Source organism: Achromobacter deleyi, assembly GCF_902859705.1.
GTDB classification, from domain to species: Bacteria; Pseudomonadota; Gammaproteobacteria; order Burkholderiales; family Burkholderiaceae_B; genus Achromobacter; species Achromobacter deleyi.
This window is the reverse complement of record NZ_CADIJO010000037.1, coordinates 24,835-49,760: the sequence shown is the minus strand read 5'-3', so window position 1 is coordinate 49,760 and position 24,926 is coordinate 24,835. Positions and strand designations below refer to the sequence as shown.

Annotated in this window: 23 protein-coding genes; 12 read left to right on the top strand and 11 right to left on the bottom strand. The window is 69.2% G+C overall.

Going from position 1 to position 24,926, the window contains the following annotated elements:
• The first annotated feature begins 70 nt into the window (after positions 1-70).
• Complete coding sequence (locus HV798_RS29495; protein WP_175190751.1) at positions 71-553, top strand: 2-amino-4-hydroxy-6-hydroxymethyldihydropteridine diphosphokinase; 483 nt, start codon at positions 71-73, stop codon at positions 551-553.
• Positions 554-657: 104 nt separating this feature from the next.
• Here the strand turns inward: HV798_RS29495 and HV798_RS29490 are convergent, their stop codons facing one another.
• The 4 genes from HV798_RS29490 to HV798_RS29475 are packed head-to-tail and all read right to left on the bottom strand — an operon-like array spanning position 658 to position 4,412.
• Positions 658-1,554, bottom strand: a complete 897-nt coding sequence (locus HV798_RS29490; RefSeq protein ID WP_175190750.1) for a sugar kinase — start codon at positions 1,552-1,554, stop codon at positions 658-660.
• Between the two features lie 7 nt (positions 1,555-1,561).
• Positions 1,562-2,395, bottom strand: a complete 834-nt coding sequence (locus HV798_RS29485) for an HpcH/HpaI aldolase/citrate lyase family protein (protein ID WP_175190749.1) — start codon at positions 2,393-2,395, stop codon at positions 1,562-1,564.
• Entirely contained in the window at positions 2,392-3,585 is a 1,194-nt protein-coding gene (locus HV798_RS29480) for a CaiB/BaiF CoA transferase family protein (RefSeq protein ID WP_175190748.1), read from the bottom strand. The genes HV798_RS29485 and HV798_RS29480 overlap by 4 nt, the downstream gene beginning before the upstream one ends.
• Positions 3,582-4,412, bottom strand: a complete 831-nt coding sequence (locus HV798_RS29475) for an HTD2 family dehydratase (RefSeq protein ID WP_175190747.1) — start codon at positions 4,410-4,412, stop codon at positions 3,582-3,584. The genes HV798_RS29480 and HV798_RS29475 overlap by 4 nt, the downstream gene beginning before the upstream one ends.
• A 134-nt stretch (positions 4,413-4,546) precedes the next feature.
• Here HV798_RS29475 and HV798_RS29470 point away from each other — a divergent pair, with 134 nt between their 5' ends.
• Entirely contained in the window at positions 4,547-5,452 is a 906-nt protein-coding gene (locus HV798_RS29470) for a LysR family transcriptional regulator (RefSeq protein ID WP_175190746.1), read from the top strand.
• A gap of 51 nt (positions 5,453-5,503) precedes the next feature.
• Here HV798_RS29470 and paaG read toward each other — a convergent pair whose 3' ends face one another.
• Genes paaG through HV798_RS29455 form a run of 3 tightly spaced genes read right to left on the bottom strand, consistent with a single transcriptional unit; the run spans position 5,504 to position 8,692 of the window.
• Positions 5,504-6,331 carry a 2-(1,2-epoxy-1,2-dihydrophenyl)acetyl-CoA isomerase PaaG gene (gene paaG, locus HV798_RS29465; protein ID WP_175191103.1) on the bottom strand — a complete coding sequence of 276 codons (828 nt, stop codon included), beginning with the start codon at positions 6,329-6,331 and terminating at the stop codon, positions 5,504-5,506.
• Between the two features lie 26 nt (positions 6,332-6,357).
• Positions 6,358-7,470 (bottom strand): acyl-CoA dehydrogenase family protein, encoded by a 1,113-nt coding sequence (locus HV798_RS29460; protein WP_175190745.1) that lies wholly within the window; start codon positions 7,468-7,470, stop codon positions 6,358-6,360.
• 31 nt (positions 7,471-7,501) lie between these two features.
• The gene (locus HV798_RS29455) at positions 7,502-8,692 is read right to left on the bottom strand and encodes an acyl-CoA dehydrogenase family protein (protein WP_175190744.1); all 1,191 of its coding nucleotides are present in this window, start codon (positions 8,690-8,692) and stop codon (positions 7,502-7,504) included.
• A gap of 218 nt (positions 8,693-8,910) precedes the next feature.
• Between HV798_RS29455 and HV798_RS29450 the strand changes: the two genes are divergently transcribed.
• The 4 genes from HV798_RS29450 to HV798_RS29435 all read left to right on the top strand — a co-directional run bounded on the left by HV798_RS29450 (position 8,911) and on the right by HV798_RS29435 (position 12,632).
• Positions 8,911-9,312, top strand: coding sequence for a Zn-ribbon domain-containing OB-fold protein (locus HV798_RS29450; RefSeq protein ID WP_025136716.1), 402 nt, complete (start codon positions 8,911-8,913; stop codon positions 9,310-9,312).
• Positions 9,309-10,481, top strand: coding sequence for a thiolase (locus HV798_RS29445; protein ID WP_025136715.1), 1,173 nt, complete (start codon positions 9,309-9,311; stop codon positions 10,479-10,481). Before HV798_RS29450 ends, HV798_RS29445 begins: the two co-directional genes overlap by 4 nt.
• A 167-nt stretch (positions 10,482-10,648) precedes the next feature.
• A complete protein-coding gene (locus HV798_RS29440; protein ID WP_029953656.1) occupies positions 10,649-11,632 on the top strand; it encodes a Bug family tripartite tricarboxylate transporter substrate binding protein in 984 nt (327 codons plus the stop codon).
• A 34-nt stretch (positions 11,633-11,666) separates the two neighbouring features.
• On the top strand, positions 11,667-12,632 hold the full coding sequence (locus HV798_RS29435; RefSeq protein WP_175190743.1) for an NAD(P)H-dependent flavin oxidoreductase: 966 nt from the start codon (positions 11,667-11,669) through the stop codon (positions 12,630-12,632).
• A gap of 995 nt (positions 12,633-13,627) precedes the next feature.
• On the opposite strand, the gene HV798_RS29430 is transcribed toward HV798_RS29435, so the two are convergent.
• Complete coding sequence (locus tag HV798_RS29430) at positions 13,628-14,611, bottom strand: Bug family tripartite tricarboxylate transporter substrate binding protein (RefSeq protein ID WP_175190742.1); 984 nt, start codon at positions 14,609-14,611, stop codon at positions 13,628-13,630.
• A 226-nt stretch (positions 14,612-14,837) separates the two neighbouring features.
• A complete protein-coding gene (locus HV798_RS29425) occupies positions 14,838-15,737 on the bottom strand; it encodes a LysR family transcriptional regulator (RefSeq protein ID WP_025136711.1) in 900 nt (299 codons plus the stop codon).
• 148 nt (positions 15,738-15,885) lie between these two features.
• Here HV798_RS29425 and HV798_RS29420 point away from each other — a divergent pair, with 148 nt between their 5' ends.
• Genes HV798_RS29420 through HV798_RS29410 form a run of 3 tightly spaced genes read left to right on the top strand, consistent with a single transcriptional unit; the run spans position 15,886 to position 18,894 of the window.
• Positions 15,886-16,800 carry an SDR family NAD(P)-dependent oxidoreductase gene (locus HV798_RS29420; protein ID WP_175190741.1) on the top strand — a complete coding sequence of 305 codons (915 nt, stop codon included), beginning with the start codon at positions 15,886-15,888 and terminating at the stop codon, positions 16,798-16,800.
• Positions 16,801-16,807: 7 nt separating this feature from the next.
• On the top strand, positions 16,808-17,668 hold the full coding sequence (locus HV798_RS29415; RefSeq protein WP_175190740.1) for a MaoC/PaaZ C-terminal domain-containing protein: 861 nt from the start codon (positions 16,808-16,810) through the stop codon (positions 17,666-17,668).
• Complete coding sequence (locus HV798_RS29410) at positions 17,665-18,894, top strand: CaiB/BaiF CoA transferase family protein (protein ID WP_175190739.1); 1,230 nt, start codon at positions 17,665-17,667, stop codon at positions 18,892-18,894. Before HV798_RS29415 ends, HV798_RS29410 begins: the two co-directional genes overlap by 4 nt.
• Before the next feature lie 63 nt (positions 18,895-18,957).
• Here the strand turns inward: HV798_RS29410 and HV798_RS29405 are convergent, their stop codons facing one another.
• Positions 18,958-19,722, bottom strand: coding sequence for an IclR family transcriptional regulator (locus HV798_RS29405; RefSeq protein ID WP_025136707.1), 765 nt, complete (start codon positions 19,720-19,722; stop codon positions 18,958-18,960).
• 163 nt (positions 19,723-19,885) lie between these two features.
• On the opposite strand from HV798_RS29405, the gene HV798_RS29400 reads away from it, so the two are divergent.
• The 3 genes from HV798_RS29400 to HV798_RS29390 are packed head-to-tail and all read left to right on the top strand — an operon-like array spanning position 19,886 to position 22,557.
• Positions 19,886-20,854, top strand: coding sequence for a Bug family tripartite tricarboxylate transporter substrate binding protein (locus HV798_RS29400; RefSeq protein ID WP_175190738.1), 969 nt, complete (start codon positions 19,886-19,888; stop codon positions 20,852-20,854).
• 54 nt (positions 20,855-20,908) lie between these two features.
• The gene (locus HV798_RS29395) at positions 20,909-21,601 is read left to right on the top strand and encodes an RraA family protein (RefSeq protein ID WP_025136705.1); all 693 of its coding nucleotides are present in this window, start codon (positions 20,909-20,911) and stop codon (positions 21,599-21,601) included.
• Positions 21,598-22,557 carry an NAD(P)-dependent oxidoreductase gene (locus tag HV798_RS29390; protein WP_246289291.1) on the top strand — a complete coding sequence of 320 codons (960 nt, stop codon included), beginning with the start codon at positions 21,598-21,600 and terminating at the stop codon, positions 22,555-22,557. Before HV798_RS29395 ends, HV798_RS29390 begins: the two co-directional genes overlap by 4 nt.
• Positions 22,558-22,620: 63 nt before the next feature.
• Here HV798_RS29390 and HV798_RS29385 read toward each other — a convergent pair whose 3' ends face one another.
• Positions 22,621-24,906, bottom strand: coding sequence for a hypothetical protein (locus tag HV798_RS29385; RefSeq protein ID WP_175190737.1), 2,286 nt, complete (start codon positions 24,904-24,906; stop codon positions 22,621-22,623).
• Positions 24,907-24,926: the final 20 nt, after the last annotated feature.

Sequence of the window (24,926 nt, the reverse complement as noted above, 5' to 3'; positions counted from 1 at the left end):
AAGCGCCGCCCGCGCCGCCGTCCCAGCTCGCGTGCCGCCAGCGGCGGCGCCGGGTCCGCCGAATAAGGCCATGGCCGCCCCCGTGCGCGCCTACATCGGGCTGGGCGCCAACCTGGGCGACAGCGCGGCCACCTTGCGCACCGTGCTGGCCGAGCTGGCCGGCGCGGACGGCATCGACGCGGTCACCGCGTCACCGTTCTACCGCAGCGCCCCGGTAGACGCCACCGGGCCGGATTTCGTCAACGCCGTCGCAGCGCTGGACACCAGCCTGGCGCCGCTGGCCCTGCTGGACCTGCTGCAAGCGCTGGAACAGCGCCACGGCCGCGAGCGCCCCTACAAGAACGCCCCCCGCACGCTGGACCTGGATCTGCTGCTGCATGGCGACACGACGATGGCGCACGAACGCCTGGTGCTGCCCCACCCCCGCATGCCATTACGCGCCTTCGTGCTGCGCCCGCTGCGCGACCTGGCGCCCACGCTGACGCTGGCCGGCCGCAGCCTCGATGCCTGGCTGGACGAGATCACCGACCAGCCGATCGAACGCATTGCCTGAGAACGTATTGCCTGAATGTGGCGCGGCCGGTTCCGGCCGCGCATTCCCCTGATTTTTTGCTGCCCCGCCCCCTGCCCGCCTTTCCGTGAACCGGACGCGGGCCGCTAGGCCTTGGGTGTGAACGCCAGCATGGCGCGTTCGACATCGCTCACCGTGGGCAGGCCCGCCTCGTTGCCCAGGTGCTGGATCTTGTGCGCCGACGCGGCGCGCGCGAAAGTGAAGTGTTCTTTCCAGGGCAGTTCGGGCCGGTTCAGGTACGACCACACATAGGCGCCGTGGAACACGTCGCCCGCGCCCGAGGTATCGACGATGCGCGCGGCGGGCACGTCCAGCGACGGCAGCGTGTCGACGGTGCCGCTTTCGTCGTACCAGAGCATGCCGCGCTCGCCCATCGTCACCGCGCCGATGCGGCAGCCGCGCTGGCGCAGCAGGTCCAACAGGCCTTGCGGCGACAGGCCCACTTGTTCGCACATACGCTCGGCGCATACGGCCACGTCGATATGGCGCAGCAACTCATCCGTGTTCTCGCGCACCCCGCCGCCGTCCAGCGACGTCAGGATGCCGGCCTGGCGGCAGGCGCGCGCATAGTGCAGCGCGGCGTCGGGCTGATGGCCGTCCAGGTGCAGCGCGCGGTAGCCAGACACGTCCAGGCGCGGAAAGTCGTTCAGGTAGTCGGTATCGCGCGCCCGCACGATGGCGCGCTTGCCGTGGTTGGGCATGATGAACGACAGCGACGAGCGGCGCACCTGGCGGCCGTGCAGCGTCACGCCATGCGCGGCGGCCATGTCGGTGTACATGTGGCCCAGCCAGTCGGGCGCCAGCGAGCACACCAGGTCGGGCGGGGTACCGAGCTTGCCGCAGGCGAACGCCGCGGTGACGGCATTGCCGCCGAACGATACGGCGTAATCGCGCGCCACGCTCTTGTCATCGCCGGTGGGCCATTCGTCGGCCAGCACGGTGACGTCGATGTAGGTATGTCCGATGAACAGCGCTTCGCTCATGGGTTCATCAACCGCCGATGGCTTCCCCGGCCTGCGCCAGCACGCGGCGCGCGCGGGTGATGACAGGCGCGTCCACCATCTTGCCGTCCAGCATGAAGGTGCCGGTGGACTTGTCGCGGTGGGCGTCGACGACGCGGCGGGCCCAGGCCAGTTCGGCCGGGTCGGGCGCGAACGCCGCGTGGATGACGGGGACCTGCGCGGGATGAATGCACAGCATGCCGCCAAAGCCCATCTGCTGCGCGCGCGCAGCGGCGCGCGACAGCCCGGCGTGATCTTCGACCCCCGCGAACACGCCGTCCAGCGCGGGCGCCAGCCCGGCCGCGCGCGTCTGCAGCAGCACCTGCACCCGGGCCTGGTCCAGCACGATCTGCGCGCCGTCGGTATCGGGTGCCAGGCCCAGGTCCAGGCCGTAATCGAGGCTGCCAAAGGCCAGCCGGGCCACGCCGGGGGTGCCGGCGACCTCGGCGGCGTTGAGCACGCCGCGCGCGGTTTCAATGATGGGGATGACGGGCAACCCGGTCTGCGCCACATGGCGCACCTGGGCCAGGCTTTCGGCCTTGGGCAGCAGAATGCCCGCCACCGCCGGCCGGCCGCGGCAGGCTTTGAGGTCGTCATCGTGCCACGAGGTGGACGCATCGTTGATGCGCACCCACACCCGCGCCTGCGGGTGCGTGCCCAGGAAGTCGCACAGGGCTTCGCGAGCCGAGGCCTTGGCCAGGTGTTCGACCGCGTCTTCCAGGTCGACGATCACGGCGTCGGCGCCCGCGGCCAGGGCCTTGGGAATACGCTCGGGGCGCGAGGCCGGCACGAACAGCGCGGTACGAACGACGGGATGCATCACACGACCTCCGAGGCATGGAATTGCGCCACCTGATCCGGCGCGTATCCCAGAGATGCTAGCACTGCATCCGTGTTTTGGCCCACGGCGGGCACGGCCGCCATGCGCGGCGCGAAGGCGTTGCTGCTGGCCGGCGGCAGCAGCGCCGGCAGCGCGCCGGCCGGGCTGTCGACCAGGCTCCAGCGCGACCGCGCCTGCAACTGCGGGTGCGCCCACACGCCGGCCATGTCGTTGACGCGCGCATTGGCGATCTGGGCGTCTTCGAGGCGGTCGGTGACCTGCTGCACCGACAGGTCGGCAAAGGCCGCCACGATCAGCCCCCGCAAGGCGTCGCGGTTGGCGGTGCGCAGCGAATTCGAGGCAAAGCGCGCATCTTCGGCCAGTTCGGCCTGGCGCAGCACCTGGGCGCAGAACACGCGCCATTCGCGTTCGTTCTGCAGGCCCAGCATGATGGTGTTGCCGTCACCGGTGGGAAACGGGCCGTACGGGTAGATGGACGCATGGGCCGCGCCGGCGCGCACGGGCGGCGCTGCGCCTTCGAACGCGTAGTACATCGGAAAGCCCATCCATTCGACCATGCTTTCCAGCATGGAGACATCGAGCCGGCTGCCCAGGCCCGTTTTCTGGCGCAGCAGCAGCGCATTGAGAATGGCCGAATAGGCGTACATGCCGGCGGAGATGTCGGCGATGGAACAGCCGGCCTTGACCGGATCGTCGGCCGTGCCGGTGACCGACAGAAAGCCGCTTTCGCTCTGGATCAGGAGGTCGTAGGCCTTTTTATCCTGGTAGGGGCCGCCTTCGCCATAGCCGGAGATATCGCAGACGATCAGGCGCGGATACCTGGCGTGCAGCGCCTCGAACGACAGGCCCAGCCGGGCCGCGGCACCGGGCGCCAGGTTCTGGACCAGCACGTCGGCCTGTTGCAGCAGGCGGTCCATGATGTCGCCGGCTTCGTCGCGCTTGAGGTCGAGCGTCAGGCTTTCCTTGGACCGGTTGGTCCAGACGAAGTGCGACGACAGGCCGCGCACGCGCTCGTCGTAGCCGCGGGCGAAGTCGCCGGCGCCGGGGCGTTCGATCTTGATGACGCGCGCGCCCATGTCGGCCAGTTGGCGGGTGCAGAACGGCGCGGCGATGGCGTGTTCGAGGCTGACGACGGTAATGCCGTCCAGCGGGCGGGGGGCCGGGTTGCTCATTCGGTGAACCTCAGTTCGGCTTGGTGGGCCAGCGTGCCGTCCTGCTCGGCCCACAGCTGGGCCACGCCGGCTTGCTCGATGCGGCCGGCCACGTGGAACGGCGCGGGCGAGATCAGCGGGCGCAGGCCGCGGTAGGTCAGGTGCGTGGGCCGGGCCTTGGGATGGGCGCGCTGGAACGCGGCGACCATCTCGGTGGCGATCAGCGGCCCATGCACCACCAGGCCGGGGTAGCCCTCGGTGCCGGTGACGTAGGGATGGTCGTAGTGGATGCGGTGGCCGTTGAACGTCACGGCCGAATAGCGGAACAGCAGCACCGCCGACGGCTCGACCGGGTCGCGCCATTGCGCCTGGGGCGCGGGCTCGGTGCCGGTCAGCTTGGGCGGCGTGGGCTGGCGGTAGACGATGTCCTGTTCTTCCAGGATGGCCAGCTCGCCTTGCTGGCGGTATTCGTGGCGCACGGTGACGAACAGCAGCGCGCCGCTGCGGCCAGCCTTTTCCTTCACATCCGCCACGGCCGAGATGCGCTCGGCCGGCACGCCGACGCGCAGGGGTTGCAGGAATTGCACCCGGCCGCCGGCCCACATGCGGTTGCGGTCGTGCGCCGGGGGCAGGAAGCCGCCGCGCGCGGGGTGGCCATCCGTCCCCAAGCCGTCCAGGCCCACGGTGCTGATGAAGAACGCCCACTGCCACAGGGGCGGCAAGGGGTCGCCTTGCGCAGGCGCCGGGCCGCCCAGCGTGGCGGCGATGCGGGCGGCGTGGCCGGGGTCCAGCGCATCCGCCTGGCGCTCGCCGCTGCCGATCCAGGCGGCCGGGTCTGTCGATGTCATGCCGATATCCTTGTCATAGGGGTTGACGGGTAGCATCCCGCAAGCCGCGCAGGCTGTGAATTCGTTTTTCCTCAAGGCGGGGTTTGCGGCGCATGAATCGTGCGCCCCGCGCCCGCCGCCGTAATATAGGCGCCATGCACTTCGACCTTGCCGACCTACGCCTGTTCATCCACATCGCCGAGTCTCCCAGCCTGACGCAGGCCGCCAAGCGGGCGCACCTGTCGCTGGCCGCGGTCAGCGTGCGCATCAAGGCGCTGGAAAACCAGCTCAATACCCGCCTGTTGTACCGCGACAGCCGCGGCGTGGAAATCACCCCTGCCGGGCAGCGGCTGCTGCAGCACGCCCGGGTCATCATGCGCCAGGTCGACCACCTGAAGCACGATTTCCAGGAACAGGCCGACGGCGACGCGGGCCATATCCGCATTTTCGCCAACACCACCGCTGTCACGGAGTTCATGCCCGACATCCTGGCGCACTTCCTGTCGGGCCACCCGGGCGTGACGGTGGACCTGCAGGAACGCCTGACGCGTGACATCGTGCGCGGCGTGCTGGACGGCACCACCGACCTGGGCATCGTGGCCGGCCCGGTCGACGCGCCCGAACTGCAGACGATTCATTTCAGCACCGACCGCCTGGTGCTGGTGGTGCCCAACGGCCACGCGCTGCAAGCGCAAGACAAGGTCAAGCTGGCCGATGCCGTGCGCTACCCGTTCATCACCATGCACGAAGGCTCGACCCTGGTGGCGTTTCTGCGCGATCAGTTGGAGCGCATCGGCCAGCGGCTGCCCCAGCGCATCCAGCTCTACAGCTTCGATTCCATCTGCCGCATGGTGCAGGCGGGCGTCGGCGTGGGCGTCATTCCCGACTCGGCCGCGCGCCGCTACGGCACGGAAATGAAGCTGCGCGTGGTGGAGCTGGACGAACCCTGGGTGGTGCGTGAACGCAAGCTGCTGGTGCGCGACATCGACGCCCTGCCCGGCTGTGCACGCGAACTGATCGAGCAGATCCGGCAGCCCGGCGAGGCCACACCCGCGGCCTGATCCAGGGCTGGCTCTGATCCCGCTCCGCTCACGTCGTCCCCTGCTGCGATATCAACGCCCCTTGAAAGCCGGCACGCGTTTCTGCGCGAACGCCTGCATGCCTTCCAGGTAGTCGTCGGTGTAGCCCAGCTCGCGCTGCAGCCTGCACTCCAGGTCGAACTGCTCGGCCAGCGTATGGCCGCTGGACGCATGCAGCGCCGCCTTGGTGGCGCCGTAGGCCCGCGTCGGCCCCGCCGCCAGCGTGGCGGTCACCTCGGCCAGCGTGTCGGCCAGGGCCTCGTCCGGCACCACCCGCCAGATCAGGCCCCACGCTTCGGCCTGCCGCGCGCTGACGGCTTCGCCGAACAAGGCCGCGCCCATGGCCCGCGCCGAGCCCACCAGGCGCGGCAGGAACCACGTGCCGCCGGCATCGGGCAACAGGCCGATCTTGCTGAACGCCTGGATGAAGCGGGCAGACTCCACCGCAAACACCACGTCGCAGGCCAGCACCAGGCTGGCGCCCGCGCCGGCGGCCACGCCGTTCATCACGCACACCACCGGCACCGGCAGCGCGCGCAAGCGCATGATCAGCGGACGATACGACTTGGCCAGGATTTCGCTCAGGTCGCGCCGGCTGCCGTCTTCGGGCGGTTTGCGCTCGCCCAGGTCCTGGCCGGCGCAAAAGCCGCGGCCGGCGCCGGTGATGACCACGCCGCGCAGGCCGGCGTGCGCCTCCAGCTCATCCAGCGCCCGCGCCAGTTCGGCGTGCATCACGGCGGTGAAGCTGTTCAGCCGTTCGGGACGGTCCAGCGTGATGACGCCCACGCCCTGGTCCAGCACGAAGCGGATCTGCGTGTAGCCGGCGCGGGACGCGCTGGCATCGGAATGGGTGGTGCGCATGTCTGCGGCTTCCGATGATGTGGGCGTCATGCCAATTCCTCCAGCACGGCCAATTGCTCGGCGCTGTCGCCCAGCAGCAGGTCCACCACCGTCAGGCGCTTGAAGTAGTCGCCTACCTCCAGCTCGTCCGTCATGCCCATGCCGCCATGCAGCTGCACCGCCATCTGCGCGACCTGACGGCCGGCGCGCGCGGCTTCCAGCTTGGCCGAGGCCAGCATGCGGCGGCGCTGGGCGGCGTCCGGCTCGGTCAGCGCCGCCACCGCCACATAGGCCATGGACAGCGCCAGTTCCTTGGCCACCAGCATCTCGGCCAGGCGATGCTGCAACGCCTGGAACGAGGCCAGCGGCTGGCCGAACTGCTGGCGCGTCTTCAGGTAGTCCACGGTGATTTCCAACAGACGCTCCATGGCACCGGCGGCGTGCGCGCACAGCGCGGCCGTGCCCCATTGCAGCGCCTCGGCCAAGGCCGCGTCGGCCTGTGCGCCTTGCGCCAGCAGGGCGTCCGCCGGCAAGGCGACGCCCGCGAAATCCAGCCGCGCGCAGCGCGCCCCGTCCAGCGTCGGCGTATCGGTGACGCGCACGCCCGCGGCGTCCGCCGGCACCGCCAGCAACACGGTCGCGCCGCTTTCGTCGCGTGCGCTGACCCACCAGGCCTGCGCGGCCGCACCGTGCCACACCAGGTGCTTGGCGCCATCCAGCCGCCAGCCCGCCCCGTTGCTCACGGCTTGGCAGACGTCGGGCGTTGCCTCATAACGCCGCCCCGGTTCCTGCCAGGCCACGCTGACCACGCATTCGCCCGAGGCAATGCCGGGCAGCCAACGCTGGCGCGCCTGCCCGCCGCAGGCCTGGATCAAGGCGGCGCCCATCACCGCGCTGGAAATGACCGGCTCGGCCACCAGGCCGCGGCCCAGTTCCACATGCACGGGCAGCAGGCTGGCGGGCACTTCGCCAAAGCCGCCCGCGTCCTGCGCAATGGTCAGGCCCAGCACGCCCACGTCGGCCAGTGCGGCCCAGGCACGGGCATCGAGCCGCCCCGCCGTTTCGCGGGCACGGCGTTGCGGCCGGGTCCATGCCTGGTCCACCAGGCGGCGCAGGCTGTCGGCCAGCATGCGCTGTTCTTCGGTATAGAGGAAATCCATGCGTCGTGTTCCTTGGGCGAATGGCGGCGGCCTACAGGCCCAGCACCAGCCGGGCGATGATGCCCTTCTGCACTTCGGTGGTGCCGCCGTAGATCGAGGTCTTGCGCATATCGGCGTAGCCGGCGCCTGCGGCGGCGGCCATCTCGGGGCCGGGCCCGTGCCAGTCGGCGTCAGCCAGCATCCAGGCCGGGTCATAGGGCCAGGCGTCGGGGCCGGCCACTTCCATCTGCAGCATCGCCAGGTCCTGCTGGATCTCGGAGCCGCGTATCTTCAGCACCGACGCCTCCGGCCCCGGCGTACCGTCGTTGCTGGCCGCCACGCGCAGCAGCAGCATCTCCAGCGCCATGATGTCGACCTCGATGCGCGAAATGCGGTCGCGCATGCGGCTGTCGGCCAGCAGCGGCCGGCCCCGCGAGGTGGCTCGGGCGGCCATGCCCTTCAGGATGTCGAGTTCGCGATGGCAATGGCCCAGACCGGCGATGCCGGTGCGTTCGTGGCCCAGCAGGTATTTGGCGTAGGTCCAGCCGTGGTTTTCTTCGCCCACCCGGTTTTCCACAGGCACCCGCACGTTTTCCAGCCACACCTCGTTGACGTCGTGGCCGCCGTCGAGCGTGCGAATTGGGCGTACCGTGACGCCGGGTGCGCGCATGTCCAGCAGCAGCATCGAAATGCCGCGCTGGGCCCGCGCGTCGGGATCGGTGCGCACCAGGCAGAACATCCAGTCGGCGTACTGCGCCAGCGTGGTCCAGGTCTTCTGGCCGTTGACGACGTACTCGTTGCCGTCGCGCACCGCGCGGGTCTTGAGCGACGCCAGGTCCGACCCGGAGCCCGGTTCGGAATAACCCTGGCACCACCAGTCCTGCACCCGCGCCATGCGCGGCAGAAAGCGCGCCTGCTGCGCGGCGCTGCCGTACTTCATCAATACCGGGCCGATCATCGACAGGCCGAACGGCAGCAGCCGCGGCGCGCCGGCCTTGAAGCATTCCACTTCGAAGATCAGCCGCTGCAACGCGTTCCAGCCGGTGCCGCCGTGTTCCACGGGCCAATTGGGCGCGCCCCAGCCCTGGTCGGCCAGGAGGTTGTGCCACCGCACGTAATCGTCCCGCTCCAGCCGCTGATGGCGGCGCACCTTGTCGCGGATGTCCGCGGGCAATCGGTCGGCGGCAAACGCGCGCACCGTCTCACGAAACTGGCGCTCTTCGGGCGTCCAAGTCAGATTCATGGCCTGTCTCCTTTGACCGGTATCTAGCCATGGCCCGCCCCGCCCGGACAATCTGCGGTTGCCGAAGGGCGGCTTTTGCGGCGATGTAGGGACCCGGCCCCGCGTCGCCCCACCGCAGGCACTACGGGCCGGCAAAAGGCCTGCTTCAGCAATGAAGAATGGCATGCGCCGGCACCAGCCCCGACACTGGCGGCTCGTCAACCCGGAAACCCCATGCAATGACCGCTACCGCCCCGAACGACGCCGCCACCGGCGTCGACGCGCAGTACCGCCAGGCGCTGGACCAGGGCCGCTTCCTGATCCAGCACTGCGCCGCCTGCGACCGCGCCGTGTTCTATCCCCGCATGCTCTGCCCGCATTGCGGCGCCGACCAGCTGTCCTGGAAAACGCCCGACGGGCGCGGCACCGTCTACTCCACCACCGTGGTGCGGCGCAAGCCCGAGGCGGGCGGCGACTACAACGTGGCGCTGATCGACCTGGCCGAAGGCGTGCGCCTGATGAGCCGGGTCGACGGCATCGCGCCCGACGCCGTGCGCATCGGCATGGCGGTGCGGGCACAGGTGGCGGTCACCGAGGGCCGCGGCCTGGTGGTTTTCGTTCCCAACAAGGAGGCGCCATGACGCTGAACGATCTGCGCGGCGCCGTCGCGGTGGCCGGCGTGGGCCATGCCGGCCTGGGCCAGGCCAACGGCTATACCGAAATGGAAATCCTGGTGCAGGCCGCGCAGCGCGCCGTCGCCGACGCGGGCCTGACGATGCAGGACATCGACGGCCTGTGCACGGCCAGCGTGGCCGCACCGATGTGGGCGATGCCGGTGATCGAACACCTGGGCATCCGCCCGACCTTCATCGACAGCACCATGCTGGGCGGCTCCAGCTTCGTGGCGCACCTGCTGCCCGCGCTGCATGCGCTGGCCTCGGGCCAATGCAACGCGGTACTGGTCTGCTACGGCAGCACCCAGCGCACGTCCACCCTGAGCCGCGCCGAGATCGGCCGCGTGCGCAAGCAGTTCGATCCGCAGCCCTACGAAACGCCGTACGACCCGCTCAGCCCGCTGTCGTCGTATGCGCTGGCCGCCGCGCGCCACATGCACCAGTACGGCACCCGCCGCGAAGACCTGGCCCGGGTGGCGCTGGCCGCCAACCAGTGGGCCCAGCTCAACCCCGAGGCGCAACTGCGCGAGCCGGCCACGCTGGAACAGATCCTGTCGGCGCGCATGGTGTCGGACCCCTTGAGCGTGCGCGACTGCTGCCTGGTGACCGACGGCGCCGGCGCCTATGTGCTGGTGCGCGCCGAACGCGCCCGCGACCTGCCGCGCCCGCCGGTGTACGTGCTGGGCAACGCCACCGCGGTCTGGAACCGGCAGATCTCGTCCATGGAAGACCTGACGGTGACGGCGGCAGCGGAGTCCGGCCGCCGCGCCTACGCCATGGCCGGCGTCGCCCCACGCGACATCGACGTGGTGGAGCTGTACGACGCCTTCACCATCAACACGTTGCTGTTCCTGGAAGACCTGGGCTTTTGCGCCAAGGGCGAGGCGCGCGACTTCATTGCCGACGGCGCGATCGCCCCGGGCGGACGGCTGCCGGTGAACACCAACGGCGGCGGTCTGTGCTGCGTGCATCCCGGCATGTACGGCGTCTTCATCATGATCGAGGCGGTCAGGCAGTTGCGCGGCGAAGCCGGTGCGCGCCAGGTGTCCGGCGCCGACCTGGCGCTGGTGCATGGCAACGGCGGCACGCTGTCCAGCCAGTCCACCGCCATCCTCGGCACCGCCGCCACGCTGTAGCTTCCACCACGATGTTCCCGGCAGAACCCGATATCCGCAGCGACACGATTTTTCCCCACCGTCTTTCCCAAACTCGCGGCGCCACTTATCCCCAGCCGCTGAAACAAAGGCCGGCGTAGGCGCGCACGCTTCGTTCCGCTCTGCGACCGGCCTATCCCCAAGGAGACATGAGCGTGAACATCAAGCCCCTGCTGGCCGCGGCGACTTTCGCCGCAGCCCTGGCGACCGGCGCCCCCGCCGCCGCCGACAATGCCTATCCCGACCGGCCGATCCGCCTGCTGGTGGGCTACGCCCCGGGCGGCCCGGTGGACACCACCGCGCGCGTCTTCGCCAAGTACCTGGGCGACAAGCTGGGCCAGGCCGTAGTGGTGGAAAACCGCGCGGGCGCAAGCGGCATGATCGCGTCCGACGCCACGGCCAAGGCGCCGCCCGACGGCTACCTGCTGGGCTTTGCCGCCAGCCCTACGCTGACGATGTCGCCGCTGGTGCAGCGCAGTACGCTATTCGATCCGCGCAAGGACTTCTCGCTGATCGGCCTGATCGTGGACTACGCCAACGTGCTGCTGATCGGCCCGCAGGCGCCCGCCAAGAGCGTGGCCGAACTGGTGGACTACGCCCGCGCCCACCCCGACGCGGTGTCGTTCGGATCGGCAGGCATCGGGGCATCGAACCACCTGTCGGCCGAGCTGCTGAAAAAGCAGGCAGGTGTGCCGATGCTGCACGTGCCCTACCGCGGCAATTCACCGGCGATGATGGACGTGGTGAGCGGCAAGATCACGTTCATGTTCGACATCACCAGCACGGCGATCCCGTTCATCAAGAGCGGCAAGGCGCGCGCGCTGGCGGTCACGTCACGCACGCGCAATCCCGAGCTGCCGGACGTGCCGACGATGATCGAGGCGGGCATGAAAGACTACGAGGTGGTGGGCTGGTACGCGCTGGTGGCGCCGAAGAAGCTGCCGGACAACATCCGCGCCCGCCTGACCCGCGCACTGTCGGACGTATCGCAAGACCCGGCGTTTCGCCGCGCGATGACGGAAGGCGGCTACACGATCAACACGGGCGACGCCGCGGCGCTGCAAGACCGCATCGACCGCGAGTACGCGCTATGGGCGGATGTGATCCAGAGCGCGAACATCCAGGCGAACTGACCCCTTTCTGTTGAACCGCACCCGGAACCTGCCTATGAGCCGAACGCCCGCCTTGCGCACGCAAACCCGATTGCCGATCATCGGCGCCCCCATGTTCCTGGTCTCGGGCCCGGATCTGGTGGCCGCGCAATGCGGCGCCGGCATCATCGGCACGTTCCCATCACTGAACGCCCGTCCGCAGGAACAGCTGCACGAGTGGATCACCCGCATCGAAACCCGCCTGGCCGCGACCCGCCGCGCATCGCCAGGCACGCAGGTCGCGCCGTACGGAGTGAACCTGATCGTGCACCCCAGCAACGCCCGCTGGCAAGGCGACCTGGCAATCTGCGCGGAACGCCAGGTGCCGCTGCTGATCACATCGCTGTACCCTCCGGAAGCCGTGGTGCGCGCCGCCCACGCCTACGGCGGCCAGGTCTACCACGACGTAACAACGGTCCGCCACGCCAAGCGCGCGCTGGACGCGGGCGTGGACGGCCTGATCCTGGTAGCCGCCGGCGCAGGCGGTCACGCAGGCCAACTGAACCCGATCGCCCTGGTCAACGAAATCCGCGCGTTCTACGACGGCCCGCTGGCCCTGTCGGGCTGCATCAGCCACGGCAAGGACATCCTGGCCGCCGAGGCCCTGGGCTGCGACTTCGCCTACATGGGCACCCGCTTCATCGCGACGCACGAATCCCTGGCAAACGAAGCCTATAGGGAAATGGTGTTAGGCGCGCAAGCCGCAGACGTACTCAACACCCCCTATTTTTCCGGCGTCCCCGCCAACTACCTGATCCCCAGCATCCAGGCCGCAGGCCTGGATCCCCACCACATAAAAAGGCAAACAACACCCCCACCCCCCAACCTGGACAAATCCACCCGCCCCACCCCATGGAAAGACATCTGGAGCGCGGGCCAGGGCGTGGGTTCAAGCCAAGAGATCTTGGCGGTGGCAGATCTGGTGGCATTGCTGGAGGCAGAGTATCGAGAGGCAAGGAAAACATTGCTTCGTATTTCTTGAGATTGCTTGATTACTTCTTTTGTGGTTTTTGTTTTTACTTATGTGATTTTGTTTGGGTTGTGCGGTCGGTTGATCTTCGTAGGTCGCCCCTGGCGGGGGTGGCATGCGGAGTGGGCGCCCACGATTGCGGTCCGGAGCCTTCGCTCCGGACTTCCCCTTCGTCATCTTCGTCCGGGCCTACGGCCCCTCCTTCAGATTCCCTCGGGCGCATCGAGGTTGCCCACTCCGCATGCCACCCCCGCCAGGGGCTACGTGCGTCTGGGTTTGATGCGCTGCTAGACCCGTGTTCAGGGAATGGAATCTGCAGGGTCGCCAAGCCGCGGCCGCGCGGGCGGCCACGTTTGGCATTGCGTTGCTGGAATGTGTTGCGGCGGCGCTTCGCGCTATTGGAGAGTGGGGTTCTTTTGGTTCCCTACGTTCGGGGGGAGGGGCGGTGATGGGCGGCGCGAGCAGGCACTGGCTTGCGCATGCGGACCGTCTCGCGCGCCGCCCATCGGGCGCTGCGCACTGACGTCGAACGCCACGGCATCCGCGCCGATAGATACTGCCGCATTTGCACCAGCACCAGGCACGCACAAAACAGGCCGCTCTAACACCACCAGCATCAACCACCAGCGTCGACCACCAGCATCGCCACCCACACGCGATAGCGCCATCGGTGCCCGCAAGACGCCGCGTAAGTCTCGTAAGGCCGCCCGCGCGGCCGGCACGAGACGGGCACCGTCCCACCCCGCCCACCCCACTCTGACCGTGGCTACCATGCCAAGCACACCGCCCGCCCCAACGTCCGACGCGAATCTACAGTGTGAGCGCTTGGCGGTGTCGGCGGGCAGAGGGCGGGGCGTGTAGATGCGCCCGAGGGAATCTGAAGGGAGCCGAAGGCGGACGAAGATGACGACGGGGAAGTCCGGAGCGAAGGCTCCGGACCGCAATCGTAGCCCCGCCCTCTGCCCGCTGACACCGCCAAGCGCGACTCAAGAACCCCACCCCCTGACCTACTCCAATTTAATATCCGCCTTCCTGATCAACTCCCGCCACTTAACAACCTCGCCCCTCACAAACTCCCCAAATTCCCCAGCACTCCCAGGCTTAGGCTCAGCCCCAGCCGCCAACATAGCCTTCGCTGTCCCCGCGTCAGACAAGACCTTCACCAAATCGGCGTTCAGTTTAGAAACGATCTCCCCCGGCGTCCCCTTAGGTGCCATCAGCCCGCTCCAGGAATACGCCTCGTAGCCCGGCAACCCCGACTCTGCAATCGTCGGCACGTCCGGCAGCATGCTTGAGCGCGTCGGATTGCCGACCCCCAGCGCGCGCACCTTGCCTGTCTTCAGGTGCGGCACGGCGGACGGCCCGTCGGCGAACATCACTTGTACCTGGCCGCCCAGCAGGTCTTGCATCGCCGGGGCGCTGCCTCGGTACGGGATGTGTTGGATCTTGACGCCGGCCATCGCGTTGAACAGCTCGCCCGCCAGGTGCGTGCCGCCGCCCGTGCCCGACGAACTGAACGACAGCTTTCCGGGGTTCGCCTTCGCATACGCGATCAGTTCGCTCACCGAATTCACCGGTAGCGACGGGTTCACCACCAGCACGATCGGGAAGACCGCCGCCATGCCGACCGGCACGAAATCGCGCGTGATGTCGTACGTCAGGTTGTCGCGCAGGCTTGGCAGCACCGCATGGTGGATCGAGGCGAAAAAGAAGTTGTAGCCGTCGGGTTCGGCCTTGGCCGCGAATTGGGCGCCTACGATGCCGCCTGCGCCCGAGCGGTTGTCCACGACCGTGGGCACCGACCACAGGTGGCCCAGGGGTTGGGTCGTGAAGCGGGCGGTCGTGTCCACCGGGCCGCCGGCGGGAAACGGCACGATGAAGGTCACGGCGTGGCCGGGCCAGGTGGCGGCACGGGCGAACTTGGGAAGCATGGCGGTGGCGCACGCGGCGCCCAGCCCCGCGATGACGCGGCGGCGTTGAGGATCTTGCAAGGCGGTCTCCTGAGGGTCGTTCTTGTCGGTGGCCTGGCCGCAAACCGCACCAGAACCACGCGGTGCCCTGCCGCCTGCCCGCCCCGTCTTCTGCGTTGCCGCGCGTCATGCACGGCCGGGGCTTTTTTTATTATTTGCCTCCGCGCCGCTTTTGCCGCTACACATTTTCAAAAGCCCCTCTTTCGCCGGCATGCCGCGTTCGGTCAGCGGACACTATCTGTGGCGGCTACTGGCCGCGCGCCGCGCGTTGCACGTGTTCGATGAAGCACTCGGCGAAGCTGGGCAGGTCGCGGCCGCGTTGGCGGCACAGCAGGCGGTCGCGCAGGGCCCAGGGGTCTTCCAGTTTCAGCACGTGCAGCGCGTCGGGGCGGCTGTAGCGCGCGGCGCAGGCGCGGGGCACCACGGCGATGCCGGCGCCGGCTTCCACCATGCGGCACACGGCCTCGAAACTGCCCACGTGCACGCGTTGGCAGATGCGCTTGCCCAGGCCGCTGGCGATGTCTTCCAGGAAGGTCTGGATGGCGCTGTCTGGGTGGATGCCGACGAACTGGTAGGCATCCACCAGGTCGACGAAATGGGCCGACTTCGAGGCGGCCAGCGGGTGGTCCAGCGACGTCACCACCGTCAGTTCGTCGCGGAACAGCGGGGTCACGTCCAGGCCTTCGACATCGATATTGCCGGCCACCAGGCCAAGATCGCCGGCCCCGGCGCGGATCGCGATGACGATGTCGCCCGAGATCTTTTCCTCGAGTTCCACGTCGACGTCGGGGTTTTCCGCCAGGAAGGTCGACAGTGCGTCGGCCAGGAAGGAATTGGTGGCGGTGGTGTTGGCCAGCAGGCGCAGCCGGCCCTTCAGGCCGCTGGCATAGGGCTGCAGATCGGCGTTCAGGCATTCGAGCTGGCGGAACACGGCGTTGGCGTGCTTTAGCAGCACTTCGCCCGCCGGTGTCAGTGCCACGCCGGTCGCCATGCGCACCAGCAGGCGCGCCTTGAAGGCTTCTTCCATGTGCTTGACCCGCGCGCTGGCGGCGGGTAGCGACAGGAACGTGCGTTCGGCCGCGCGCGTCAGATTCAGCGTTTCTCCCACGTTCAGGAAGAGCCGCAGGTCAGTCAGATCATGTCTCATGTTCCACCACACAGAAGGGGGGCATTTCTAATTTTGAATTCTTCGAATGCCGTCACGAACATACCATGGGGCAACCCCGTAAACCATCGGGTTTGACGCGGAACTGTTTTCCATGCGGCGTGCGCGCCGCGGCACAGGAGTAGGCCCAATGAGCGGTATTGTTTCCGGCAAGGTAGTGGTCGTGACGGGTGCGGGCGGCGGTATCGGCCGCGGCGTTGCGTTGGCCATGGCGCAGGCGGGCGCCAAGGTGGTGGTCAACGATATCGGCGTGTCGCTCACCGGCGAAGGCGGCGGCGACGGCCCCGCGCACGCCGTGGTGCGCGAGATCATCGCGGCGGGCGGGCAAGCGGTGGCCAACACCGACAGCGTGGCGGCGTACGACAGCGCCAGCCGGATCGTGCAGACCGCCATCGACGCCTTCGGCCGCATCGACGCGGTGGTCAACAACGCCGGCAATCTGCGCGATCGCGTGTTCCACAAGATGAGCGAAGAAGAGTGGCGCCAGGTCATCGACGTGCACCTGAACGGTTCGTTCTTCATGAGCCGTGCGGCGGCGCCGTATTTTCGCGAGCAGGAATCGGGCGCCTTCGTGCACATGACGTCCACCTCGGGACTGATCGGCAACTTCGGCCAGGCCAACTACGCAGCCGCCAAGCTGGGCATCGTGGCGTTGTCCAAGTCCATCGCGCTGGACATGGCGCGCTATCGCGTGCGTTCGAACTGCATCGCGCCCTTTGCCTGGAGCCGCATGACCAGTTCCATTCCCGCCGAGACCGACGAGGAAAAGGCGCGCGTCGAGAAACTCAAGAAGATGGAAGCCGGCAAGGTCGCGCCCCTGGCCGTGTACCTGGCCAGCGATGCGGCCAGCGAAGTCACCGCGCAGATCTTCGCGGTGCGCGCCAACGAGATCATGCTGATGAGCCAGCCGCGTCCTGTGCGCAGCGTGCACCACAGCGATGGCTGGACGCCCGAAAGCATCGGCGAGATCGCCGTGCCCGCCATGCGCAAGCACTTCTACGCGTTGGAGCGTTCGCCCGACGTGATCGACTGGGACCCCATCTGAGACCGCCATGCCGCTGGACTACGCAACCGTGAAGCACTGGCGTTTCGATGACGTGCGCCAGCACTACGAAGACAAGGACACCATGCTGTATGCGCTGGGCATCGGTCTGGGGCAAGACCCCGAAGACAGCCGCCAGCTACGCTACGTCTACGAGAAAGGCCTGCAATCCTTTCCGACCATGAGCGTGGTGCTGGGCTATCCCGGCTTCTGGATGAGCGATCCGCGCGCCGGCATCGACTGGGTGCGGCTGGTGCATGGCGAACAGCGCATGACGCTGCATGCGCCCCTGCCCACGGCCGGCACGGTCGTCGGCAAAAGCCGCATCACGCATGTGATCGACAAGGGTGCGGACAAAGGCGCCATCGTCGTCACCGAACGCACGCTGCATGACGAGGCCGGCACTCACCTGGCAACGCTGCAGCAAAGCACGTTCTGCCGCGGCGACGGCGGCTTTGGCCAGGGCGATGCCAGCCCCGAACCCTTGCCGGCCGCACCGGCCGGCGAACCGGACCGGCGTTGCGAATTGCGCATTCCGCCGCAGGCCGCCTTGCTGTACCGGCTGAACGCGGACCGCAATCCGCTGCATGCCGATCCCGAGGTCGCGCACCAGGCCGGCTATGCGCGTCCGATCCTGCATGGCTTGTGCACCTACGGCGTGGCGGCGCACGCCATCGTCAAGACCTGGTGCGACTACGACGCCACGCGCCTGACCCGGCTGGACGCGCGCTTCTCGGCGCCGGTCTACCCGGGCGAAACGCTGCAATGCGACATGTGGCGCCAGGCCGATGGCCAGATCCGCTTCATTGCCCGCGCGCTGGAACGCGGCACCGTCGTCCTGACCCATGGCGCCGCCGAGGTGCGGGCATGAGCCGCGCGCCCGCCCTGGACGGCATCCGCGTGCTGGACTTGTCGCGCATCCTGGCCGGCCCCTGGTGCACGCAGAACCTGGCCGACCTGGGGGCCGATGTCATCAAGATCGAACGGCCCCGCGTCGGCGACGACACCCGCGCCTGGGGGCCGCCGTTTCTCAAGGATGGCGACGGCGTCGACACCAACGAGTCCGCCTACTACCTGAGCGCCAACCGCAACAAGCGCTCGGTCGAGGCCGACATGGCCACGCCGGAAGGCGCTGCGCTGATTCGCGAGCTGGCGGCTGTCAGCGACATCCTGGTCGAGAACTTCAAGGTCGGCGGCCTGGCCAGGTATGGGCTGGACTATGCCAGCCTGCAGGCCATCAATCCGCGCCTGATCTACTGCTCGGTCACCGGCTTCGGCCAGGACGGCCCGTTCGCCCGCCGCCCCGGCTACGACTTCATGATCCAGGGCATGGGCGGACTGATGAGCATCACCGGCGAACGCGACGACCTGCCGGGCGGCGGTCCGCAAAAGGCCGGCGTGGCCGTGACCGACATCGTGACCGGCATGTACGCCACGGTGGCGATCCTGGCGGCGCTGCAAGAGCGCCACCGCAGCGGCCTGGGCCAGCATCTGGACATCGCGCTGCTGGACAGCCACGTGGCGCTGCTGGCCAACCAGAATTCGAACTACTTCAATTCCGGCGTGGCGCCCACACGGGCCGGCAACGCGCACCAGAACGTGGTGCCCTACCAGGTGTTCGCCGCCAGCGACGGCCACCTGATCGTGGCCACGGGCAACGAATCGCAGTATCGCGCGTACTGCGCGGCCATCGGCGCCGCCGAGCTGGGCGACGACCCGCGCTTTGCCACCAACCGGTTGCGCGTAACCCATCGGGACACGCTGGTGGCGCTGCTGGCCGAGATCATGGGGCGGGGCAAGCGCGATGACTGGATCGCCAAGCTGGAGGCCGTGGGCGTGCCCTGCGGACCGATCAACGACATTGCCCAGGCCTTTGCGCATCCGCAGGTCGCGGCGCGGCAGTTGCGGCGTGACCTGCCGCATCCGTCGGGCGGGGTGGCGCCCGTCACCGCCAGCCCGCTGCGGCTTTCGGCGTCGCCCGTGGTCTACCGGCGCGCGCCGCCGTTGCTGGGCCAGCACACCGAAGAAGTGCTGCGCGAGGTGCTGGGCAAGTCGCCCGAGGCGATTGCCGCGTTCACGAAGGGAACGGCCGGCTAGGCGCGGGCCGACCCGCGTGCACGGCCAGGGATGGCGGCAATGCCCATCCCGGGCGGCGCGACGTCACGGATGCCACTGCGTGCGCACCGGGGCGGCGCGTTGCGCGCCGCCGCTCAAGGCATACGACAACTGGCTGGCCTTCTGGCTGACCAGCTTGGCAAAGCCTTGCAGCTTGGCGCGCGGCAGCCTTCCTGCCGGCCCCGACACGCTCAGGGCGCCCAGCAGGCGCCAGTTCGACCCGAACACCGGCGCCGAGACGCTGGCGATCTCGGCTTCACGCTCGCCGATCGAGATATAAAAGCCTTCGCGGCGGATGCGTTCGTACAGCGCGCCCGGCTCGCCTGAAAACGCCAGCAGCACGCGCCCCGGCGAGCCTTTTTCCAGCGGCAGCACCTCGCCCATGCGGATGTGGTGGCGGATCGCCTTGGGCCCTTCCACCCGCACCAGGCAGGTGCGGATATCGCCTTCGCGCACAAAGAACGACGAGCTTTCACCCGTCTCGCGCGTCAACGCACGCAGGGTCGGCTCGATCTCGTTGTCCAGGTCGAACGAGGCCTGATAACGCGCGCCCAGCCAGCCGGTCGCCGGCCCCAGGCGCCAGGCGCCGTCTTCTTCACGCTGCACCAGGTAGCGCGCCTGCGCCAGCGTGCGCGCGATGCGCAGCGTGGTGGTCTTGTGCATGCCGGCGCGGCGGCTCAGCTCGGCCAGCGACACGAACGCGTCGTCGACCTGGAAGGCTTCCAGCAGGCGCATCGCGCGCGCCACGGCAATCACGCCGTCGGCTTCGCGAACCTCGGGGACCACGGCGGGAACAGGTGTCTTCTTCATGGCGGGTGCGTTTCACGGCATGCGCCGCGTTTCATTCAGTGAAACAGCATTGTATGCAGCGAAACGTCTTTCTATAGTTCGACGGCCATCAAGCCCGCACACGACGGGCGGTGGAAACCGGCCCGCGGGGCCTGTGAACACCAGAACATTTCGGAGACAAACCATGAACGTGCTTATGCGCGCGGCCGTCCTGGCCGCCGGCCTGCTGTGGGGCGCCGCCAGCGCCGCCCAGACCTATCCCGACCGCCCGATCCGCCTGATCGTGCCCTTCCCGCCCGGCGGCGGCACCGACATCATCGCCCGCGAGTTGGGCGTGGCCCTGAACAAGACGTCGGGCTGGAGCCTGGTGGCGGAAAACCGGCCCGGCGCCGGCGGCAACCTGGGCGTGGAAACCGCCGCGCGCTCGGCGCCCGACGGCTACACCCTGGTACTGGGCCAGACCAGCAACCTGGCCATCAACCCCACGCTGTACACCAAACTGTCGTACGACCCGTCCAAGGACCTGGCGCCGGTCGCGCTGGTGGCCACCGCGCCGCTGGTGCTGGTGGTGGCCGCGAATTCCTCGTACCAGACGCTGGCAGACGTGGTGCGCGAGGCCAAGGCCCACCCTGGCGCGCTCAATTTCGCGTCGCCGGGCAACGGCACCGTCGCCCACCTGACCGCCGAGCTGCTGCAGCAGTCGGCCGGCATCCAGCTGCAGCACATTCCGTACAAGGGCGCCAACCAGGCGCTCAATGACCTGTTCGGCGGCCAGGTGCAGCTGTTCATGTCGTCCATTCCCACCGCGCTGGGCCAGATCCGTACGGGCAAGCTGCGCGCGCTGGCGGTCACGTCGGGCAAGCGCGTGGCCGAGCTGCCGGACGTGCCTACCGTCAGCGAGGCCGGGTACAGCGGCTTTGACGCCACCACCTGGTTCGGCCTGCTGGCCCCGGCCGGCACGCCCGAACCGGTGATCCAGGCGCTGAACGCCGCCGCCAACAAGGCCATGGCCAGCGCCGAATACCAGGAAAAGATCCGCGCCGAAGGCGGCGAAGTGCTGGGCGGCACGCCCCAGGCGCTGGCCCAGCGCCTGAGCCACGACCGCGAGCTGTGGGCCGCCATCGTCAAGAAATCCGGCGCAAAGATCGACTGAAACCCATCGATTGAACCCCGGTTCACTTTTCATCCCGACATAGGAAGCAGCATCATGAACCCGACCTCCCTGCCCGCCATTCGCCGCGACATCCAGCGCGTGCGCCCCGAGCTGGTCGAACGCGCCCGCGGATTCCAGGCCGCCATCCTGGCCGACGTGGGCGGACGCCGCGGCGCGCTGGGCGGCCGCATCGCGCCGCTGTCGCCGCGCATGCACGTGGCCGGCCCGGCCTTCACCGTCGAGCTGCGGCCCGGCGACAACCTGATGTTCCATGCCGCGCTGGCGCTGGCGCAGCCGGGCGACGTCATCGTCGTCGAAGGCAAGGGCGACCGCTCGGCCGCGCTGTGCGGCGCCATCATGGTGACGCAGGCGCGCGCCAGCGGCCTGGCCGGCTTCGTGGTCGATGCCGCCGTGCGCGATGCGGCCGAACTGGTCGAGGGCGACTTTCCGGTATTCGCCGTGGGCACCAACCCCAACGGCCCCACCAAGGGCCTGCCGGGCCGTGTGAACTGGCCGGTGACGCTGGCCGGCGTCACCGTGAATCCGGGCGACCTGGTCGTGGGCGACGCCGACGGCGTGGTGGTCGTGCCGCGCGAAAACGCCGAAGAAATCCTGGCGCTGGCCCAGCAGAAGGTGGACGCCGAAGCGCGCCGCATCGCCGAGATCAAGGCCGGCCAACTGGGTGCGCCCTGGCTGCAGGACGCCTTGCGCGCGGCCGGCGCCCTGCGCGCGGGAGAAACGCTATGACATCCGCCGCGTCCTCGACGGACGCAATGGCCGCATCCGCCCGTCCCATCATCCTGGTCACCGGCGCCGACCTGGCGGACGAGGCCGTCAAGACGCTGGACGGCTATGCGCTGGTCTACGCCGGTGCGCGGCCCACGGAGCAGGACCTCCTGGCGTTGGTGCGCCAGCACGATCCGGTGGCGCTCATCGTGCGCTACGGCCGGATCAGCGCCGCCGTCATCGACGCCGCGCGTTCGCTGCGCGTGATTTCCAAGCACGGCAGCGGCATCGACACCATCGATAGCGCGGCGGCCGCTGCGCGCGGCATTGCCGTCAAGGCGGCGGCCGGCGCCAATGCCGCCGCGGTGGCCGAACACGCCATCGCGCTGCTGCTGGCCTGCGCCAAGTCCATCGTGCCGCTGGACGCCCGCATGCACGCCGGCCACTGGGACAAGGCCACGCACAAGAGCATCGAACTGGCTGGCCGCACGCTGGGGCTGGTGGGCCTGGGCGCGATCGGCCGGCGCGTGGCGACGGTCGCGCACGCGCTGGACATGCGGGTGATCGGCCACGACCCTTACGCCGGGAACCTGCCGCCGTGGATCGAACCGGTGGACTTGCCGCAACTGTGGGCCGAGGCCGACGCGATCTCGCTGCATTGCCCGCTGACCGACGCCAATCGCGGCCTCATCAGCGCGGCCACGCTGGCGCAGTGCCGCGACGGCCTGCTGCTGGTCAACACCGCGCGCGGCGGGCTGGTGAACGAAGAGGATCTGCTGGCCGCGGTGCGCAGCGGCAAGGTGGCCTGCGCCGGGCTGGACAGCTTCCAGCAGGAACCGCCGCCCGTGCCGCATCCGTTCCACGGCCAGCCCGGGCTGCTGTTGAGTCCGCATGTGGGCGGCGTCACGCGCGATGCCTACGTGAAGATGGGCGTGGGCGCGGCGCGCAATGTGCTGCAGGTGCTACAGGCCGCCTGACCCGCCGAGCGGGGTCACCGGCGGTCGGCCCGGGCGCGGCCAGGGCCGCCGCCCCGGCCCGGTTCAGGCCGGCGCGTCCAGCATCCAGTGGCGCGTGGCGAACCAGCCGCGGAACACGCGTGCGCCCTGCTCGCCCGCCTCGTGCTGCGGCAGCGTGGCGCCGCGCGCCGCCTGCTGCAAACCGCGCATGACCGGGCGGAACAGCGCCTGGAACGCCGCCCCCTGCGCCGCCAGGTGCGCCTGCATGGCGGCAATCGTCTCATCCCGCTCGGCCGGCGTGGCCAGCGACAGGAAGAACAGCGCCTGCCGCCAGGCCACGGCGGTATTGCGCAGCATGCGGATGCGCGCATGCCAGACATCGATCTTCATCTGCTGGCGCGCGCAGAGCCATTCGAACGCGGCAAAGGCCAGTTGGCCGTGGCGTTCGCGCAAGGCCGGCCCCAAGCCGGCGCCGGTCACCAGCAACGCCAGGTTGTGGGTGGTCAGGATCTGCTGCTGTTCGATCACCATGCCATTCGCGCCCACCTGCCCGAACCCCGGCGGCACACCGGCGCGCGCGGCGCACAGGCGGACAAAGGCCGCTTCGCCGCGCGCGGGCGCCAACGCCAGGATGGCGGGCACCTCCAGCGCGTAGTAACGGGCGTACAGGCTGCCGTCCAGCAAGGCCGCCGCGCATCGTGCGGCCTGGACAAACTGGGGGCCGAACTCGCCCATGAAGATATCGGCGGCCAACTCCTCGCCCCACGGCAGGTCGCGGCCGGCCCGTTCGCTCAAGGCGCGCAGCTCTTGCAGCAGCTTGTTGGGCAGCGCGGCGTGCGGGAACGCGGTCAAGGCCAGGCCGGCGATCTCGGTCAATGCGGCGCCGGCCGCGTCGGCATCCTGTTGCGCCGGCTGGCGCAACCTTTCGACGGCAGCAATCCACGGCAGATCGCCGAGCGCCGCCTGGCGCGCCAGATTCAGCAGCAACAGGGACCGCCGACGCCGGAACGCGCGATAGGTCGCTTCATACAGCGTACGCAGCGTTGGATCGGCAAAACCCGCGCCTTGCTGCGCGGCGGTGACCTGCGGCGTCAAGGTGGCCAGGAATTCGCTCGAGCGGATCAAACCTCGTTCGACCAGTTGCGCCAGCGTACCGGTCCGGCAGCGCAGCACCCGCCGCGCTACGGGCGCCGGCACGGCCAGGCCTGCCGGCAGACCCGCGCCGCGCGCCTCGGTCTCGGCCAGCGGCGCCAGCACGGGCGCCAGGTCCTGTACGCCGGCCTGTTCGGGGTAGTCCCGCAAGCGGGTGGCAACAACGCGTGCCGCCGCTTCAAAGCCCGGCGCGGCGACGTCGCCATGTTGCCGGGCCCGCAGGGCCTGCACCGCCTGGCCGTCCGGCGCGCCGTGCGCCGCCACATAGTCCTGCAACAGGCGGCGCACCCGCCCCACCTGCCTGCCCGTCAAGGTTTCGGCGGCCCGGACGCATTGCGCCAGCAGGTCGAACAATTCACGCTTGTGCCGGTGCCGCCGCGACAGGCCGCCCAACGCCTGGCCAGAGGCCGCCTGCGCCGCCTCGACCTCGCCCACCAGGGCCGCCGCGCGTTCGCCCCAGCCCTCGGGGTAGCGTCGGCATGGCCAATCGTCCTGCACCGTTTCCAGAAACAGGGCCACCGCGCGGTCATGGCGCGGCAGCAGCTCGGTCACGGTCGTGCGCTGTGCTTGCAAGCGCGGTTGCGGCGCCAGCGCGGCCAGCACCCCGGCAACCTCGCCCGCGGTCCTGACATGCAGGTCCGCAGCAGCCGGCTCGTCGCCGGCCCAGGGCGCGGGATAGAAGCGCAGGCGGTCAAAAAACGGCGCCAGCTCCGCGACCAGGTCGCGCGCGGCTTGCGCCTGCCCTTGCCGCAGCAGCCAGGCCACGGTCAACAGCGCCGCTTCCTCGGGCAGGTCGACGCGGTAGTCGCCATCGGCCAGGCGCGCCTGCAACTGGGCAATGCCGGCCTCGCCAAGAAAATAGGTAATCAGATCGCGCCGCTCGTGGCCGGCGCGGACGCCCGGCGTGCGGACGGCCAGCTCGCGCTCGAAGTCCGCCAGCGGTCCGCCCGCCAGCAATTGGCCGGTGGCGAATCCGCCCGTGACAACTTCCAGCGTGACCCAGTCGGGAATGCCGGCCAGCGGCGTGCGCGACCCGTAGTCGACCGTGCCGGCCAGCGCCTGTTCCAGCACCTGCCGCCAACGCAGCACGCGCTCGGCGGCGCGCTCGCGCACGTCGGGATCGGCGTGGGTCTCGTGGGTGAGGAAGGCCTTGGCGAGCATGGCAGCCGCGTAACCGCTGCCGATCACGCCCGCCTCTGGCGCGTCGTCGTGAGGCATCGAGCACCTGAGTGAAAGAG

Bases quoted from the DNA above. Each gene is read 5' to 3' on its own strand.
- HV798_RS29475 (WP_175190747.1), bottom strand. From the start codon at position 4,412: ATGACATCGACAGACCCGGCCGCCTGGATCGGCAGCGGCGAGCGCCAG.
- HV798_RS29400 (WP_175190738.1), top strand. From the start codon at position 19,886: ATGAACGTGCTTATGCGCGCGGCCGTCCTGGCCGCCGGCCTGCTGTGG.
- HV798_RS29450 (WP_025136716.1), top strand. From the start codon at position 8,911: ATGACCGCTACCGCCCCGAACGACGCCGCCACCGGCGTCGACGCGCAG.
- HV798_RS29405 (WP_025136707.1), bottom strand. From the start codon at position 19,722: ATGAAGAAGACACCTGTTCCCGCCGTGGTCCCCGAGGTTCGCGAAGCC.
- HV798_RS29455 (WP_175190744.1), bottom strand. From the start codon at position 8,692: ATGAATCTGACTTGGACGCCCGAAGAGCGCCAGTTTCGTGAGACGGTG.
- HV798_RS29410 (WP_175190739.1), top strand. From the start codon at position 17,665: ATGAGCCGCGCGCCCGCCCTGGACGGCATCCGCGTGCTGGACTTGTCG.
- HV798_RS29425 (WP_025136711.1), bottom strand. From the start codon at position 15,737: ATGAGACATGATCTGACTGACCTGCGGCTCTTCCTGAACGTGGGAGAA.
- HV798_RS29445 (WP_025136715.1), top strand. From the start codon at position 9,309: ATGACGCTGAACGATCTGCGCGGCGCCGTCGCGGTGGCCGGCGTGGGC.
- HV798_RS29440 (WP_029953656.1), top strand. From the start codon at position 10,649: ATGAGCGTGAACATCAAGCCCCTGCTGGCCGCGGCGACTTTCGCCGCA.
- HV798_RS29385 (WP_175190737.1), bottom strand. From the start codon at position 24,906: ATGCCTCACGACGACGCGCCAGAGGCGGGCGTGATCGGCAGCGGTTAC.
- HV798_RS29470 (WP_175190746.1), top strand. From the start codon at position 4,547: ATGCACTTCGACCTTGCCGACCTACGCCTGTTCATCCACATCGCCGAG.
- HV798_RS29390 (WP_246289291.1), top strand. From the start codon at position 21,598: ATGACATCCGCCGCGTCCTCGACGGACGCAATGGCCGCATCCGCCCGT.
- HV798_RS29395 (WP_025136705.1), top strand. From the start codon at position 20,909: ATGAACCCGACCTCCCTGCCCGCCATTCGCCGCGACATCCAGCGCGTG.
- HV798_RS29420 (WP_175190741.1), top strand. From the start codon at position 15,886: ATGAGCGGTATTGTTTCCGGCAAGGTAGTGGTCGTGACGGGTGCGGGC.
- HV798_RS29495 (WP_175190751.1), top strand. From the start codon at position 71: ATGGCCGCCCCCGTGCGCGCCTACATCGGGCTGGGCGCCAACCTGGGC.
- HV798_RS29480 (WP_175190748.1), bottom strand. From the start codon at position 3,585: ATGAGCAACCCGGCCCCCCGCCCGCTGGACGGCATTACCGTCGTCAGC.
- paaG (WP_175191103.1), bottom strand. From the start codon at position 6,331: ATGCGCACCACCCATTCCGATGCCAGCGCGTCCCGCGCCGGCTACACG.
- HV798_RS29415 (WP_175190740.1), top strand. From the start codon at position 16,808: ATGCCGCTGGACTACGCAACCGTGAAGCACTGGCGTTTCGATGACGTG.
- HV798_RS29460 (WP_175190745.1), bottom strand. From the start codon at position 7,470: ATGGATTTCCTCTATACCGAAGAACAGCGCATGCTGGCCGACAGCCTG.
- HV798_RS29490 (WP_175190750.1), bottom strand. From the start codon at position 1,554: ATGAGCGAAGCGCTGTTCATCGGACATACCTACATCGACGTCACCGTG.
- HV798_RS29435 (WP_175190743.1), top strand. From the start codon at position 11,667: ATGAGCCGAACGCCCGCCTTGCGCACGCAAACCCGATTGCCGATCATC.